Source organism: Streptomyces sp. SAI-170 (genome assembly GCF_049739565.1).
GTDB lineage: Bacteria > Actinomycetota > Actinomycetes > Streptomycetales > Streptomycetaceae > Streptomyces.
The window spans coordinates 7,967,266-7,982,095 of the sequence record NZ_JBMGQD010000001.1 but is presented as its reverse complement, the minus strand read 5'-3'; the positions used below and the strand labels follow the sequence as shown (position 1 = coordinate 7,982,095).

12 protein-coding genes are annotated in these 14,830 nt (G+C 73.3%); 2 read left to right on the top strand and 10 right to left on the bottom strand.

The annotated features are described in order from the left end of the window. Positions 1–15 precede the first annotated feature (15 nt). Complete coding sequence (locus RKD23_RS35860) at positions 16–429, top strand: (R)-mandelonitrile lyase (protein ID WP_424857517.1); 414 nt, start codon at positions 16–18, stop codon at positions 427–429. Between the two features lie 11 nt (positions 430–440). On the opposite strand, the gene RKD23_RS35855 is transcribed toward RKD23_RS35860, so the two are convergent. Together RKD23_RS35855 and RKD23_RS35850 are read right to left on the bottom strand one after the other, a co-directional pair. Next, a complete protein-coding gene (locus tag RKD23_RS35855) occupies positions 441–1,103 on the bottom strand; it encodes a response regulator (protein WP_424857516.1) in 663 nt (220 codons plus the stop codon). Continuing rightward, positions 1,100–2,230: a sensor histidine kinase gene (locus RKD23_RS35850; RefSeq protein WP_424857515.1), complete on the bottom strand. Its 1,131-nt coding sequence runs from the start codon at positions 2,228–2,230 to the stop codon at positions 1,100–1,102. Before RKD23_RS35850 ends, RKD23_RS35855 begins: the two co-directional genes overlap by 4 nt. A 203-nt stretch (positions 2,231–2,433) precedes the next feature. Here RKD23_RS35850 and RKD23_RS35845 point away from each other — a divergent pair, with 203 nt between their 5' ends. Next, on the top strand, positions 2,434–2,823 hold the full coding sequence (locus tag RKD23_RS35845; RefSeq protein WP_424857514.1) for a DUF6223 family protein: 390 nt from the start codon (positions 2,434–2,436) through the stop codon (positions 2,821–2,823). A 21-nt stretch (positions 2,824–2,844) separates the two neighbouring features. Here the strand turns inward: RKD23_RS35845 and RKD23_RS35840 are convergent, their stop codons facing one another. The 8 genes from RKD23_RS35840 to RKD23_RS35805 form a co-directional block, all read right to left on the bottom strand. Continuing rightward, complete coding sequence (locus RKD23_RS35840) at positions 2,845–5,004, bottom strand: bifunctional serine/threonine-protein kinase/ABC transporter substrate-binding protein (protein ID WP_424857513.1); 2,160 nt, start codon at positions 5,002–5,004, stop codon at positions 2,845–2,847. A 7-nt stretch (positions 5,005–5,011) separates the two neighbouring features. Beyond that, positions 5,012–7,156 carry a bifunctional serine/threonine-protein kinase/ABC transporter substrate-binding protein gene (locus tag RKD23_RS35835; protein WP_424857512.1) on the bottom strand — a complete coding sequence of 715 codons (2,145 nt, stop codon included), beginning with the start codon at positions 7,154–7,156 and terminating at the stop codon, positions 5,012–5,014. After that, positions 7,153–7,974, bottom strand: coding sequence for a hypothetical protein (locus tag RKD23_RS35830; protein ID WP_424857511.1), 822 nt, complete (start codon positions 7,972–7,974; stop codon positions 7,153–7,155). Before RKD23_RS35830 ends, RKD23_RS35835 begins: the two co-directional genes overlap by 4 nt. 72 nt (positions 7,975–8,046) lie before the next feature. After that, on the bottom strand, positions 8,047–8,937 hold the full coding sequence (locus RKD23_RS35825; protein WP_424857510.1) for a hypothetical protein: 891 nt from the start codon (positions 8,935–8,937) through the stop codon (positions 8,047–8,049). Continuing rightward, complete coding sequence (locus RKD23_RS35820; protein ID WP_424857509.1) at positions 8,934–10,076, bottom strand: ferritin-like domain-containing protein; 1,143 nt, start codon at positions 10,074–10,076, stop codon at positions 8,934–8,936. Before RKD23_RS35820 ends, RKD23_RS35825 begins: the two co-directional genes overlap by 4 nt. After that, on the bottom strand, positions 10,073–12,040 hold the full coding sequence (locus RKD23_RS35815) for a GMC oxidoreductase (protein WP_424857508.1): 1,968 nt from the start codon (positions 12,038–12,040) through the stop codon (positions 10,073–10,075). The genes RKD23_RS35820 and RKD23_RS35815 overlap by 4 nt, the downstream gene beginning before the upstream one ends. 4 nt (positions 12,041–12,044) lie before the next feature. Next, a complete protein-coding gene (locus tag RKD23_RS35810) occupies positions 12,045–12,749 on the bottom strand; it encodes a hypothetical protein (RefSeq protein ID WP_424857507.1) in 705 nt (234 codons plus the stop codon). 2 nt (positions 12,750–12,751) lie between these two features. After that, the gene (locus tag RKD23_RS35805) at positions 12,752–14,476 is read right to left on the bottom strand and encodes a GMC oxidoreductase (RefSeq protein ID WP_424857506.1); all 1,725 of its coding nucleotides are present in this window, start codon (positions 14,474–14,476) and stop codon (positions 12,752–12,754) included. Positions 14,477–14,830: the final 354 nt, after the last annotated feature.

Sequence of the window (14,830 nt, the reverse complement as noted above, 5' to 3'; positions counted from 1 at the left end):
ACCGGAAGCAACACCATGGAATTCGCCCCGCAGCAGTCCACCAGCAAGGCCCCGGCCGAGTGGTTCACCGGCGACGTCTGGTGGGACGTCGTGCACGCCGGCCAGGCGCCGTCCCGCATGCGCGTCAACCTGGTGCGCTTCTCGCCCGGCGCGCGCACCAACTGGCACACCCACGCCCTCGGTCAGGCCCTGTACGTCGTCTCCGGCGTCGCCCTCGTCGGCACGCGTGACGGCCGGATCCTTCAGGCCCGTCCGGGCGAGACCGTCTCCTGCCCGCCCGGCGAGGAGCACTGGCACGGCGCCGCCCCGGACCGCTTCATGGAGCACCTCGCGATGTGGGAGACCCTTGAGGACGGCACCCCGGAGACCACCTGGGCCGAGCCGGTCACCCACGAGCAGTACGGCAGGCCCCGTACGACCGCCGGCTGAACTTCGCGTGTTCACGTAATGCGCGGGGTGACCAGGCCCGACTCGTAGGCGAGGACAACGAGTTGGGCGCGGTCGCGGGCGTCGAGCTTGGTCATGGCCCGGTTGATGTGGGTCTTCGCGGTCGTCGGGCTGATGACCATGCGGTCGGCGATCTCGTCGTTGGACAGGCCCTGTGCGACGAGCGCGACGGCCTCGCGCTCGCGGTTGGTCAGTTCCTCCAGCCCCCGGCCGCCCGCCGTGGCGGCCGGCCGGTCGAGGTAGCGGTGGATGAGCTTGCGGGTGATCGACGGGGCGAGCAGGGCGTCGCCGCGGGCGGCCACGCGCACCGCGTGCAGGAAGTCCTCCGGGACGATGTCCTTGACCAGGAATCCCGCTGCTCCGGCGCGCAGCGCTTCGAAGACGTACTCGTCGAGGCCGTAGTTGGTGAGGATGACGACGTGCACCCCGCCCAGCGCCGGGTCCGATGCGATGCGCCGGGTCGTCTCGATGCCGTCGACGACGGGCATCCGGATGTCGACGAGCGCCACGTCGGGCAGGTGCTCGCGGGCCAGGGCCAGCCCCTCCTGCCCGTCGGCGGCCTCAGCCACCACCTCGATGTCGTCCTCCAGGTCGAGGAGCGCGCGGAATCCGCTGCGGATGAGGGGCTGGTCGTCCACCAGCAGGACCCGGATCACGGGGTGCGGTCCACGGGGAGTTCGGCCTGGACGGTGAAGCCGCCCTCGCGGCGCGGCTCGGCGCGCAGCCGGCCGCCGAGGGCGGTGACGCGTTCCCGCATGCCGAGGAGCCCGTGGCCGGGCACCGGGACGGTGTCCGGCGTGGTGGCCCTGCCGTCGTCGTCCACGCGGACCGCCAGCGCGTCCGGGCGGCAGTCGATCCGCACCGACGCGGTGGCGGCGTCCGCGTGCCGGGCGATGTTGGTGAGCGCCTCCTGCACGATCCGGTAGACGGTACGGTCCACCGCCGCGGGCACGTCCTGGCGCGGCCCCTCGATGGTCAGGGTCGCATCGAGGCCCAACGTCCGGGACTTCTCCACCAGTTCGGGCACATCGTCGAGGCCGCGCGGCGGGGAGGTGTCGTCGTCGCGCAGGGCCTCCAGGGTCGCCCGCAGCTCGCGGCTCGCCTCCCGTCCGGCCTCCTGGATCGCGAGCAGGGCCGGGGACACCTCCTCGCCCCGTCGGCGGGCCACGTGCACGGCGACTTCGGCCTGCACCTTGACGACGGAGATCTGATGGGTGAGCGAGTCGTGCAACTCCCTTGCTATGCGCAGCCGTTCCTCGTCAGCGCGGCGTCGCGCGGTCTCCTCGCGGGTGCGCTCGGCGTCGTCCGCGCGCCGCTCCGCCTGCCGCAGCGCCTCCCCCGCGGCGCCCGCCGCGATCAGCCACGCCAGCTCCAGCGCGCCCCGGGCCCGCGCGAACGCCTCGCCCGTGTCGTGCAGGCCCGAGACCAGCGCCGCGAGCGGGAGCAGGGCGAGCATGGCCCCACTGGCCAGCAGCGTGGTGGTGCGGTGTCCCGCCCGTACGGCCGCGTACACGGCGAACAGATACGCCACGGCCGGAACGTCGAAGCCCGCCGCCTGGTGGCCCACCGCGCACAGCCCGGTGACGGCCAGCACGGCGACCGGAGCCCGGCGCCGGGCGACCAGCGCGAGTCCGCCTCCCACCAGCAGCGCGTACCCGAGGACGTCCGGTCCCGTCGCGGCACGCTGCCCGGACAGCCCGGTCACCAGCAGCGCCGCCGCCACGCCGACGGCGATCGCCCCGTCCACGACACGGGCCCGCACCACGGAACCACCTCTACTCATGCGCGCACCCTAACGAGCCCGCGCCGAGGGCGAGTCACCCCCCTGGACGAGCAGCCGGCTACCGCGCACGCGGTAGTCCTGCGGCTCGCTACGGCGTCGGCGGCATCCGGAAGTGTCTCCGCCCGCCGGACGACGAGGAGTGGGTACGGCGGCCATGCTCGGCACCGACCTACCGGGAACAGCAGTCGCAGAAGGAGCACCTCATGTCGCTCACCTCCGCCCTCGGCGTGCCGGCCGTCGTGCAGGCCCAGCCGCTCGCCGCCGACGCATACACGATGACCGCGGGCCGCCTGACCGCAGTCGTCGCCGCGCTCATCGGCCTGGCCGGACTGGTCGCGGGAGCGTCGGCGCTGGCCCGTGCGGTCGGCCGGATCGGCTGGGGCGACGCACGGCGCAACGCGGTCGTGGCCCTGGTGGCGTGCCCGGTCGGCATGCTGCTCGGCGGGCTGGTCGTGGTCACCGCCGATGGCGGGCTCGGCACCGGCAACGGGCTGGGCGGCGGCATCGTCGCCGTGCTGCTGGGCCTGGGCGGCGTCGTCCTGGGCCGGCTGGCACTGGCCCGCTCCCGCCGTACACCGCCGACGGCCCGCTGACGGCCGCCCCGGCCCCCGGCTCTAGGCCGTGAACAGGCGGGTCACCGTGTCGCTGCGGCCCAGGAAGCGGAAGCGGCCCCCGGTGACGCCGTAGAGGAAGGTCCCCTTGGTGGGGTCGAGGGTGTTGGTGGCCGACTCGAAGCGGAGTGGTTTGACGAGGCCGTCGTAGGGGGTGCGGAAGAGGCGGTCGGCGACCTGGCCCGGGGTGATGTCGGCTGCCGGGCCCCGGAGTTGGCGGAGCGCCAGGGCGACCAGGCCGACGGCGTCGTACGCCTCGGCGGACCAGCGGCCGGGTGTGTCGCCGTAGCGGTCGCGGTAGGAGGCGGTGAAGGTGCGGGCGGCCTGGGTGTCCATCGACTGCGGCTCGGAGTGGGAGGCGGCGAACACCCAGCCGTGGGCCGCGTCGCCCGCCGTGTCGAGGAAGGTCCGCCCCATCAGCGGCTCGATGCCCGCCCTGGGGCCGGTGTAGCCCTCGCGGGCCAGGGCGCGGGCGCAGGCGGCGGCGCGGGCCTGTGAGGTGCCCGCGAGGACGACGGCGTCCGGCCGTGTCGCCAGCGCCGCCCGGACCGCCGTACCGAAGTCGGCCTGGTCCGCGGGGACTTCGTGGACGGTGAGCGTGCCCGTGCCGGGCGGCACCAGGCGCAGCATCCGCGTGATCCCGGAGGCGGAGCTGCCGCCCGCCCGGTCCTCGACGACCGCGGTACGGCGGGCTCCGGCCGCCTGGGTGAGGTAGAGCGACAGCGCGGGCGCGAGGTCGTCGTCGCCCACGCGGGTGCCGCACACGTACCGCACCAGGTCCTCCAGTTCGAGGATCCGCGGCGGGGTGGGCGCGGACACCAGCACCATCGCCATCCGGGCCGCCGCGTACGCCCGCCCCGCCTCGGTCACGGCCGTAGTCGAGGCGGGCCCCAGCACCACGCGCACCTCCGGGTCGGCGGCCAGGCGCCGGGACGCGGTGGCCGAGGCGTCGGCGACGGCGCGCAGGGCGAGCCGGAACGGGGCGTCGGCGCGGGCGTTGTGCGCGGCGACGGCCAGCCGGGCCCCGCGCTCCTGCTCCCGGCCCACGGCCTGCAGACCGACGGTGTGCACCGGCAGTTCGGTCCCTCCTCCGCCGCCGCCCCTCAGCGCCAGGGCCGCCGCGCCGATCCCGCCCGCCGCCAGGACTCCGGCCGCGCTCGCGCCGATCGCCAGCACGCGGCGCCGTGACGCTCTCGGGCCTGCGGCGTCCGGTGTGTCCGCCTCGGGTACGCCCTCGCGGGGCGGCGGGTCCAGGGCCCGCGCGGAGTGCGCCGCCACCGACCGCAGCACGGCCGGCGGAAGCCAGTCGTCCTCCACCGCCGCGTCCATGAGCGCCGACCGGGGATCTCGTACGTTCCTCAGCGCGGCGCGCAGTTCGGCGGCCGTGGGCCGGTCCGCGGCCTCCTTCGCCAAGCAGCGGGTCACGGCGGTCCGGGCGGGTGTGGGGAGCCGGTCGAGGCCGGTGAGGTCGGGCTCCTCGTGCACCGTGCGGTACAGGACGGTCGCCGGGTCGCCGCCGCCGAACGGGGGCCGGCCCGAGGCGGCGTACAGCAGCACGCAGCCCAGGGAGAACAGGTCGCTCGCCGGGCCCACGTCGTCGCCGTAGGCGCGGGTCTGCTCCGGGGAGAGGTAGCCGGGCGTGCCGATGATCGCGTCGGGTGCGGTCAGGGCCGTGGCGCCGCCGTCCCGGACGATGCCGAAGTCGATGAGGTGGGGGCCGTCGCGGCCGAGGACGATGTTGCCGGGCTTGACGTCCCGGTGGACGAGGCCGGCGGCGTGCACGTCGGCCAGCGCGTCCGCGATGCACCCGCCGAGCCCGAGGACGGCCGGGACGGGCAGCGGGCCGCTTCCGGCGACGGCCTCGCCGAGGGTGGGGCCGGGGACGAAATCGGTGGCCAGCCAGGGCGCTTGGGCCTCCGGGTCGGCGTCGGTGACCGGCACCACCCAGCGGCTGTTCACCTTTGCGGCCAGCCGTGCCTCGCGCCGGAACCGGGCCCGAAACCGCGGGTCGGCGGCGTGCTCGGCGCGGATCACCTTCAGCGCGACGAGCCGCCCCGCGCGAGTGCGGGCGAGGTAGACCACGCCCATGCCGCCCGCGCCGAGACGGGCCAGCAGCCGGTGTCCGCCGACCTCTACGGGGTCCTGTGCCGTCAGCGCGCGCATGTCCGCCTCAGGTCAGCGGGATCGGGCCGACGTAGGCCCAGCGGCCGCCGGAGACCTTCAAGTGACTCAACCGCCCGCCCTTGAACAGGCCGCCCTTGTCGAAGGCGTAGGTCGCGGCGACGCCCTTGTAGCGGGCCGCGCGGATCGCCGCGGTCAGTTCGGCGCGGGTGGGGCGCCGGTGCCGCCTTCGGTGCAGGGCGGTCAGGCGGTCGATGACCAGGCGCGTGACGTCGTACGCCTCGACGGTCCAGACACCCGGCGCGCTGCCGTAGCGCTTCCGGTGGGCGGCGGAGAAGGCGCGCACGGAGGGTGCGTCGGGGCTGGTGTAGGAGACGAGTGCCTCCCAGCCGTCCGCGGCCTCACCCGCCCCGGCGACGAAGGCGTCGGTGGCGGCGGGCATGTCGAGGAACCTCGGACCGGTGAACTTCCGCGCGGCAAGGGCCCTGGCGAGGCGCGCGGCGCGGTCGGGGGTGCCGGTGTAGTAGAGGGCGTCGATGCCGTGGGCGATCATGTCGGGGATCACGACGGCCGCGTCCGGCGCTGTGGCGGGCACGACCCGCACATAGGGGTCCAGCCCGAACCGGTCGGCGACCCGGTACGCCATCTGCACGCTCTCCCGGCCGGTGAGGCGGCCCGCGCGGTCCATGACGACGCCGGGCCGGGTGACGCCGCGTTCGGCGAGACGGGCCTGGGTCATATAGCCGCCGGAGGGGCCGGGCGGGGCGCCGTAGAAGTAGACCTCGGGTGCGACGACGAGGCCCGAGGAGGGGGCGGACAGGGAGAGTTCGGAGACCGTGAGCAGGGGCAGTCCGGCGTTCTCGTACGTCGGCAGGGCGGCCGCGGCGGCGGTGAAGCCGGTGGGTCCGACGACGGCGAGGACGTCCCGGTCGCCGGTCAGCCGCCGGGCGGCGGCCAGCGCGGCGGAGGCCTGTCCCCGGTCGTCGACGGCCTCCACGGCGAGCGTGAACGGCTTGCCGGAACGGGCGTTGAACTCCTCGACGGCCAGCCGTACGGCCCGCTCCTGGGCGCGGCCGGCCTCCCGCTGCGGTCCGCTCAGGTCGGCCTGTACGCCGATCACCCAGCGGCGTCCGGCCGTGGCGGCCTGGTCGTCGTCGCGGTCGCTGTCTGTGTCGCGTAGGACCGTCCACAGGGCGGCCCCGCCTCCTGCGGCGACGAGCGCGGTGGCGCCCGCGGCCAGGGTGAGGAGGCGCCGCCGGGGCGGGGCGCCGGCGGGGTCGGGCCGGGTGGGCTCCACGGCGGGCAGGGCGAGCATCTCGGCGGACCGGTCGGCGATGGCCCGCACCACCGCCTCGGGCAGCCAGTCGATCGAACCGGCCGGGACCTCGTCGCCGCACTGCGCGGCCACCTCCGCCGCGGTGGGCCGCTCCCCCGGCTCCTTGGTGAGGCAGCGCTCCAGCAGGGCGCGCAGTGCGGGGTCCGCGAGGCCGTCGAGGTCGGGCTCGTCGTGCACGGTGCGGTAGAGCAGCGCGTCGGCGGCCCCGGCGCCGAACGGGGGCCGGCCGGTGGCGGCGTACGCCAGGACGCAGCCGAGCGAGAACACGTCGCTCGGCGCCTCGACCCGCTGGGCGCGGGCCTGTTCCGGGGAGAGGAAGCCTGGGGTGCCGACGACGACGCTGTCGGAGGTGAGGGCGGTGGCGTCGGGGGCGGTGGAGCGGGCGATGCCGAAGTCGATGAGGCGGGGTCCGTCCAGGGCGAGCAGGACGTTGCCGGGTTTGAGGTCCCGGTGCACCAGTCCGGCGGCGTGCACGGCCTGCACCGCCCGCGCCAGCACCTGCCCCAGCACGCGTACCGCCGACACCGGGAGCGGGCCGCAGCGGGCGACGGCCTCGGCGAGGGAGGGGCCGGGCACGAACGCGGTCGCGAGCCAGGGCGCCCGCACCTCCGGGTCGGCGCCGGTGACCCGGACCACCCAGGGGCTGTCGACCTGCCTCGCGGCGGCCACCTCGCGCCGGAACCGCTCGCGGAACGAGGCGTCCTCGGCGTACTCGGGCCGGATCACCTTCACCGCGGCGAGGTCTCCGGCGTCCGTGCGCGCCAGGTAGACGACGCCCATGCCGCCTTCGCCGAGCCGGGCCAGCAGCCGGTGTCCGCCCAGCCGCGACGGGTCGGAGGGCAGCAACGGCCCGGTCACGAGCCCTCCCCCGGCGCCGAGCGTCCGATGCGGGCCTTCACGCCGCGCAGCATCTGTGTGAAGTACTCCCTGACGATGTCGGCGGCCGCCTCCTTCGTCTCCTCGCTCCCGCCGCAGTAGGAGGCGCTGACGACGACCGGCCCGAAGGTGGCCTGCATCCACGCGTACGGGTACGGTCCGCCGGAGGTGTTGCTGTCGCAGCGGCCGTTCTCGATGAGCCAGTCGTCGCTGAAGGCGTTGTAGCCCTCGCCGCGGACGTACGCGCCGGAGGTGAGGTCGCTCAACTCCTCGCCCGCGCGCGGGATCTGCCGCGGGCAGGCCATGGCCTCCTCCATCATCCGCGCCTGCTCCCAGGCCGCGTCGAGCGCGGTGCGGTGCACGGTGACCTCGGCGGTCAGCCGCAGCCCGGGGACATCGCCGCCGCCCGGCAGCTCGAAGTCGCGACGCAGATCGGCGAGGACGTCGGCCGGCAGCGTCTCACGCCGCCAGCCGCAGTCCTCGCCGAGCACGGCCCAGGTCGCCGGATCACTCTCGTACGGCGTCCCGCGCCGCGCTCCGTTGCCGACGGTTTGCTCGTCGGCGATCACCGAGCGGACCAGCGCCCGGGCGTCCTCCGCGGTCCGCGGCGACCGCGCGGGATCGGCGGCCTCGGTCGGGCTCTCCGCGGCCACGGGCGGCGCGTCGTCACCGGCGGACGCGCCGGACGGGGCAGGCCTCGGCGTTGTGCGGTCGTCCGTGTCCCCGCCGGAACATCCGCCCAGCAGCAGTCCGCAGACGAGCAGGACGCCCGAGCCCCGTAAGTGTCTCCCCAGCCCCACGACGGACCATTGTCCACGGCGGTCGGTGATCTGTCAGGGGCTTCCCGCTTCGGGCGGAGGGCCGCGACGGGTTCAGGTCGTGCCGACCCAGTACGGGCGGTTCTGGGCCGCCACCGGCGGGGACTGGTAGGTCCAGGCGCCGGCCGGGCTCTTGTCGAGGACGAGGTCCAGGAAGCCCTTGCTGCGCCCCAGGGGGTCGGCGTCGCCCACGGTGAAGTCCAGCGCGTCCGCCCCGTCGCTCAGGTCGTACCAGGTGTACGGCGAGAAGACGTTGAGGGGCGCGGCCAGCGGGCGGGTGTGCTCGCCCTCCTTCCGGCTGCCGTACTCGGTGAACGGCGCGGCGCTGACGGGCTGTGCGCCGATGTCCTCGAGGTCGGCCTCGAAGGAGAAGTAGGTGTCGGCCGGGGTGAAGGAGCCGTCGGCGGCCGCGGTGCCGTACTTGCCGCAGACCACCTTCCAGCGGTCGGCGGCCTTGGGGTCGCCGGTGGTCGCGTTGGGCACGGGCAGCGTGTGCTGGAAACCGGCCTTGTGCTTGGGCTCGTTGAAGAGTTTCACGCCCGCCTCGATGGCGATGTCGCTGTCGCAGGCCACATGGACGCGGCAGTTGCCGAGGAGGTGGCTCTGGTCCTCGCCGTGCGCGTACTGCGAGTAGCTGAGCCTGGGCACGCGGGCCGCCTCGGCGGTGGGGTGGGCGATGACGTTGAGCTCGACCTCCTGGGTGATGCCGGCGCCCGAGCCGAACTGGGCGAAGTACAGCTGGTAGTTGAAGGAGAGGCAGACGCTGCCCTCGAAGAGGGCCGGGGTCAGATGGCGGCCGGCGTCGTCCTGGCGCAGCAGGTTGGTCACGGCCTGCTTCTCGGCGGGGTCGTCGAGCAGGAAGTCGAAGCCGATGTTGGTGAAGGTGCCGTAGAAGAAGGGGAGGCCGAACCCCTGGGGGATGGGGGGAAGGTCGTGCCCGGTCATCGTGCGCTCTCCTCGGTGGGGGTCGGGTCGGTCCGGAGGACCTCGGTGGCCTGGACGCGGGCCGACTCGAAGTGGTCGTCGACGAGTTCGAAGGTGGGGCTGGCGTGATAGCCGTCGCGTGCCTGGTCGTCGTCCGGGTGGGGGTTGCGGTACATGCGCTGGGCGAGGTCGCGCAGTTCGAGCATCACCGGGACCGCGTAGTGCATGGCCCGGGGGATGCCGGTGAACGCCATGTCCAGCAGGGTGAGCAGGTAGGCGTACCGCTCGTTGAAGAGCTGCGCCTGCCGGCGGACCTGGGAGCGGGGCGGGTAGTCGGAGACCTTGGTGTCGCCGAGGATGGGGTAGGTGTCGTCCCAGGTGACGTCGACGACGGGGCCGCTGGGTTCGGTGCGGGGCAGGTCGTGGCGGCCGTAGCGGCGGCCGGTGCGGATCTCCTTGAAGCGGAAGTAGTGGGCGACCTGGCGTTCCTCGCCGAAGTGCAGGTCGTCGCTGTCCCAGATGGTGTCGGCGACGCCCTCGCCCTGGTCGCTGATCACCTCGACGGCGAGGAGCGCGCTCTTGAGGTCGGTGACGGCGAACACCTCGCCGCCGGAGTTGTAGAAGTCCTCGGGGCCGACCTGGCGTTCGGGGGGTCCGGTGAAGATGGTGGACCCTTCGGTGCTGCCTTCCAGGTCGATCAGGCCCTGCCGGATGAAGCCGTAGAACTGTCCGATGGACGTCCAGCCGGTCGCCTCCGGGTCGGGCGGCACGAAGGAGCGCGGGCGCTCGATGAGCATGAAGGTGTCCAGCGCCTGGGGCGAGAAGTGCTGGAGCGGGATGGGCGGCAGGCTCGGGTCGCTGAACGGCAGCACGGCCGGGTAGCCGGCCACGAAGCCGGGGTTGGCGACGTCGGGGGTGCCGCCCACGGCGTTGAGGAGGTTGGCGGCGAGCGTGAGGTGCAGCATCTCCTCCAGGACGACGCTGCGGATGGTGTTCTGGGCGGGCCGGTTGGTGCCGGGTCGGATGGTGTACATCCCGGTCATGTAGACGGGGATGGTGAGGTGCTCGACCTCCAGGGCGGCCTGGAGGTAGGTGCGCAGTTCCTCGACGGTCTCGGGCGGGCCGGGGTTCCTGCGGCTGAGCTCGTAGGCGGTGATCATCGGCTGCCCTCCACGGCCAGGTCCTTGTGCAGGGGCTCGAGGGTCCGGGCCGCTGTGGTGACCGGCTGGTGCAGCCGGGCGAGGTCGCGGTGGATCTCCTCGGCGCTGCGCAGGGCGAGCGCGGCCATGGTGAGGGTGGGGTTGCTGGTGCCGATGGAGGGCATGCTGCCGCAGCCCACGGCGAAGAGGTTGGGGTGGTCGTGGGTGCGCTGGTAGGAGTCGACCACGGAGGAGGCGGCCCGGGAGCCCATGATGTGGGTGCCCGCGCCGTGTCCGGCGCCGTGGTAGGCCAGGTCCAGCTCCTCGTCCCCGATCCGGTGCCGGAAGTGGCCGAGCGGTGCGACGCCGTCGCGGGGGCGGTAGTCGGTGAAGTCCTGCGCGCCGAGGGCGGCGAAGATCCGCTGGGACACCTTGCGGGCGGCGAACACGCCGTCGCGGACCCGCTGGTCGAGGTCGTAGTGGAGGATCGGCTTGGGGTTGCCCACGCCGTCGCGGTGGCGGCGGGGGTCGATGGTGACGCGGTTCTCGGGGTTGGCGTGCTGTTCGACGGCGATCTGGAGCTGGATCTGTCGGTTGATCTCGTCGCCGAGGCGGTGGCGCAGGGCCGGGCCGAAGAGGCCGTCCGCCTTGATCTCGCCGTTGTGGTCGCCGCCGAGGGCCAGCATCGCGCTGACGTTGCTGAACGGCGCGCCGGTGGCCCAGCCCCAGCCCCAGTTGCCGATCTCGATACGGAACGGGGCGCGCCGGGCGCGTCCGGCGCCGAAGCGGAAGCACTCCAGGCCGGTGGTGTGCCCGGGGCCGCGGAAGGGCCCGATGGGTTCGTTCTGCGGCATGCGGGCCCAGGCCAGCATGGTGGGGTGGTCCATGAGATGGCGGCCGACATAGCCGCTGCTGTTGGCCATCTCGGACGCGAGCAGCAGCACCGCGTTCTCGATGGCGTGCGCCGCGAGGACGACGACGTCGGCCTCGGCGGTGTAGGGCGTGCTCACGGGGGTGGCCGGGTCGCCGTACTCACGGAACTCCACCCCGCGTACCGAGGTGCCGCGGCCCGGCAGCACCCGGCTGACGACGCAGCGCGTGGCGAGGTGCACGGAGTCGGTGAAGTCCTGCTGGAGCCGCAGCGGTGAGGACTTGGCCTGGACGGGGCAGATGGGGGTGCAGCTGGAGTTCCCGACGCAGCGCTCGCCGTAGTTGGGCAGGCCGACCGCGCCGCGCGGACGGTAGCCGCGGCCGTTGTCGTAGAGCGGGTTGGGGGTGCTGTTGCGGCCCTGCGGCAGCCCGTACACCTTCAGCGTGTAGTCGGTGGCGGCGACCTCGTCGCGGACGGTCTCGTCGTCGAGTTTCCGCTGGAAGACCCAGTCCTGCCAGCTCCAGGGGATCTCCTCCATCGGGTACTCGTAGTCGTCGGGCGGTACGACGCCGAGGAGGCGCTGTTCGTCGGCGTCGCCCGCGGTGCCGATGAGCCGCTCGGCCTCGCGGACGTGCGGCTCCAACTGCGCCGCTGTGACGGGCCAGTTGCGGCCGTACCGGTAGTGGTCGCGGGTGGCGTAGTCCTCGGGGTGCATGCGCGGGACCGCGCCCAGCCAGTGCATGGCGGCGCCGCCGAGTGCGCGGATGTAGTCCGTGCCGTAGGGCAGGGGGCCGGTCTGGACGAAGTGGCCGGTGGCCGTGTAGCCGGGCGGTTCGGCCGTGGCGCGCAGGTCGAGGACGTCCGGGAAGGGGGCCGCGGTGTTGCGCCGGTAGGCGGAGTTGGGCGTCTTGATCACGGTGGAGGAGAAGGTGTCGATCGAGTCCTGGTAGCCGGCCCAGGTGTCGGTGCCGCCGTTGCCGGCCTCCAGGACCAGCACCTGCCAGCCCTGCCTGCCCAGGTGGCGGGCGATCAGACTCCCCGCCCAGCCGCTGCCGACGACGATGGCGTCGTAGCGGCGCCCGTTGACGGCGGACCCGGTGGTGGTCACGGTCATCGCTTCACTCACTCGCTTCCTCGGTCCGCGTGCCCGGCTGCGGAGCGGCGGCCGGTACGGCGGACGGGGTCATGCCGCGCGACAGACGGACGCCGGGCAGGAGATGGGCGGGGACGCCGTCGCCCGGGAGGTCGGCGGCGAAGGCGGTGGCCGCGTACGTCGTGGCCTTGGCGGCGGTCTCCACCGACGGGTCCTCGACGGCGACGGCCAGCAGCTCCTCGCGGATCTCCTCCTCGGTCGGCAGCTCCGGCGGCTCCTCCGCCCAGGTGCCGAAGCCCGGCGGCTTGGCCCCGGCCGGATGCCCGGCGAACGCACGCCAGACGAGTCCTTCGGGATAGCTGCTCGCCGAGGCCACGAACTCGGTGTTGGGCATCTCGCGGCGCAGCGCCGCGTGCGCGGCGGGGGCGAGCCGGGGCCAGGCGCCGGTGTACCAGAGGTAGGTGACCGCGCGGGCGATCTCCCGGTCCACCGGGGTGAGGGCCGCGGTGCCGTCGCCGTCGCTCGACTGCTGCCAGGCGTCGAGGAACGCCTTGAAGCGGGCCGCGCCGCCGACCTGGTGGCGTGCGGTGTCGAGGTACAGCTGGGCCATGCCGGTGCCGTACAGGTCGTAGGTGGCGAAGCCGGTCATGGACGTCGACTGCTCGACGAACCGGCGCAGGTCCGGATCGGTGGTGGGGGGTGGGTCGGTGATGGTGTCGTCGGTGAGCACGCTCACCCCTTCGTACGGCGTGTGAGGAGGTGGTCGGCCAGGCGCTGGGCCAGGGCCACGGCGGCGAGGGTGGGGTTCCAGGAGCCCGAGGTGGGGAAGGTGGCGGCGCCGCCGACGTAGAGGTTGGTGACCTGGTGCAGCCGGCAGTCGGTGGTGGTGACGGAGGTGTCGCGGCTGGTGCCCATCCAGAGGGTGCCGGACTCGTGGACCAGGGCGTCCTTGAGCCGGCCCGCGGGGATCTCGGCCTTCCAGGAGCCGGGCAGGCCGTTGTCGGCCGGATGCCAGTACTCGATCTTCGCGGTGTCGAGGCCGTTCGCGAGGATCCGCTGGACGAGCTGCTGGGCCTGGGCGTCCATGGTGGTGCGCAGGGCGAGGTCCGTGGTGCCGGGCTTGAGGTCGAGGACGGTGTCGCCGTTGTCGACGTAGACCCGGCTGCCGTCGGTGGCGCTCGGCCGGCTGCGCCATTCGCCGAGGCAGTGGACGAGGAAGCCGATGTGGTCCTTGTCGCTGAGCTGTTGGAGGAATTCCTGGTCGAAGGAGTCGGGGATCAGCCGGTACAGGTCGGGTACGGCGGTGTCGGGCGCGGGGTTGGAGGCTCCCATGAGGTGGATGTGGAAGTCGCGGGTGTCCTCGGGCTTTGCGGCTTCCACGCGGCCGCGCAGATACATGCAGGCGACCTGGAGTCCCTCGTCCTCCAGTCCCTGCCATGCCTCGCGCGGCACCCGGGCCGAGAACCAGGAGGCGACGTGTCCGCCGAGGTTGGTGCCGGTGAAGCGGGGCAGCACGTCGGGGAACGAGTCCAGGAGCAGGCCGGTGGGCTCGACGATGCCGTTGGCCAGGACGAGGTCGGTGTGCGGGGCCAGCTTCAACACGCCCTGACTGGTGGACAGTTCGGTGGCCCGGCACTCGGGGCCGTGGGAGTTGCTCCGGGGCTCGCTGTGCCGGATCTCCAGTACCTCGCAGCCGGTGACGAGGTCCACCACGCCGGGGTGCGTCTCGGTGAGCTCGATCAGCACGGGGACCGGGCTGAACTTGCGGTAGCCGAGGGAGGAGGTGGTGGCCCGGGAGGCGAGGGGGACCTCCAGCTGCGGGGCCTGGATGCCGTCCGGGAAGTGGCCGAGGCCGGCGAGTTTCGCCTGGAGCTGTTTGCGCAGCTCGGGCTGGAAGGCGGTGAACTGGCCGCCCATGCGGCTGGGGAGGACGGCGCCGAGGAATTCCTCCGCCGACGTCCAGTATTTCTCCAGGGATTCCCTGACGGCCTGGGGCCACTCGGGCATCTGCTGATCGCTCGGGCGGGGAATCCAGGTGCTCCAGAACTGGGCACGTCCGCCGAGATAGGGGATCTGCGGCGCGAGATCGAACGTGGTGCCGGGCGCGCGGCGCCAGGGCCGCGCCACGGCGTCCTTCATCAGGCGCTGATAACGGGGGTGAAGATTCTGGACATGTTCGGGAAGGAGGAAGCTTCCCTTCTCCAGGACGAGGACGCGGAGTTTCGCCGCGCCCCTCTGCTGGACGAGCCGGTCGAGCACGGCGGCGCCGACCGCGCCCCCGCCGACGATCACGACGTCGTACTCGACGCCGCTGACCTGCTTCAACGTCTTGCAGTAGTAGGTGGCGACCGGATCACGGTCGGCCGGAACGGGCGGGACGACCTGCGGCGGAGCCGTGGTGACGTCCAGCAGCGTCGTCCCCTGCGCGAATACGGCCGGCGGATCGGAACCTGGCACGGGCATACCTCCTTGCGGAAGTTCCGTTGGCATGTGACGAGCCATTCTGCGGACTCGCTCAGCGCCCGGCAATGCCTGCAATTATGCGAGGAGGATTACCGGAAAGGTTTCTGCGGACGGGGTCGCACAGGGGGAAACGCTTCACCGCTCACCTCTTTTTCGTCCCATCCCACCGGCATATTCACCGATGTGGGTTAACTCCCGAACGCGTGTCCCTATCCGCACCACCCTTCCCCGCATCCACCACCCCGGCCGAGGCACCGACCGGCTCACTGGTCCGTACCAAGGTCTTGACGGGGGTGCTCGGTCACCCCTTAACTCATGCATTGAAATAAGAGCTGGACGCGTCTGTCA

What these genes read in the sequence shown, in the direction of transcription:
- RKD23_RS35850 (WP_424857515.1), bottom strand. Translation starts at nt 2,230, where the DNA reads ATGAGTAGAGGTGGTTCCGTGGTGCGGGCCCGTGTCGTGGACGGGGCG.
- RKD23_RS35845 (WP_424857514.1), top strand. Translation starts at nt 2,434, where the DNA reads ATGTCGCTCACCTCCGCCCTCGGCGTGCCGGCCGTCGTGCAGGCCCAG.
- RKD23_RS35825 (WP_424857510.1), bottom strand. Translation starts at nt 8,937, where the DNA reads ATGACCGGGCACGACCTTCCCCCCATCCCCCAGGGGTTCGGCCTCCCC.
- RKD23_RS35820 (WP_424857509.1), bottom strand. Translation starts at nt 10,076, where the DNA reads ATGATCACCGCCTACGAGCTCAGCCGCAGGAACCCCGGCCCGCCCGAG.
- RKD23_RS35840 (WP_424857513.1), bottom strand. Translation starts at nt 5,004, where the DNA reads ATGCGCGCGCTGACGGCACAGGACCCCGTAGAGGTCGGCGGACACCGG.
- RKD23_RS35815 (WP_424857508.1), bottom strand. Translation starts at nt 12,040, where the DNA reads ATGACCGTGACCACCACCGGGTCCGCCGTCAACGGGCGCCGCTACGAC.
- RKD23_RS35860 (WP_424857517.1), top strand. Translation starts at nt 16, where the DNA reads ATGGAATTCGCCCCGCAGCAGTCCACCAGCAAGGCCCCGGCCGAGTGG.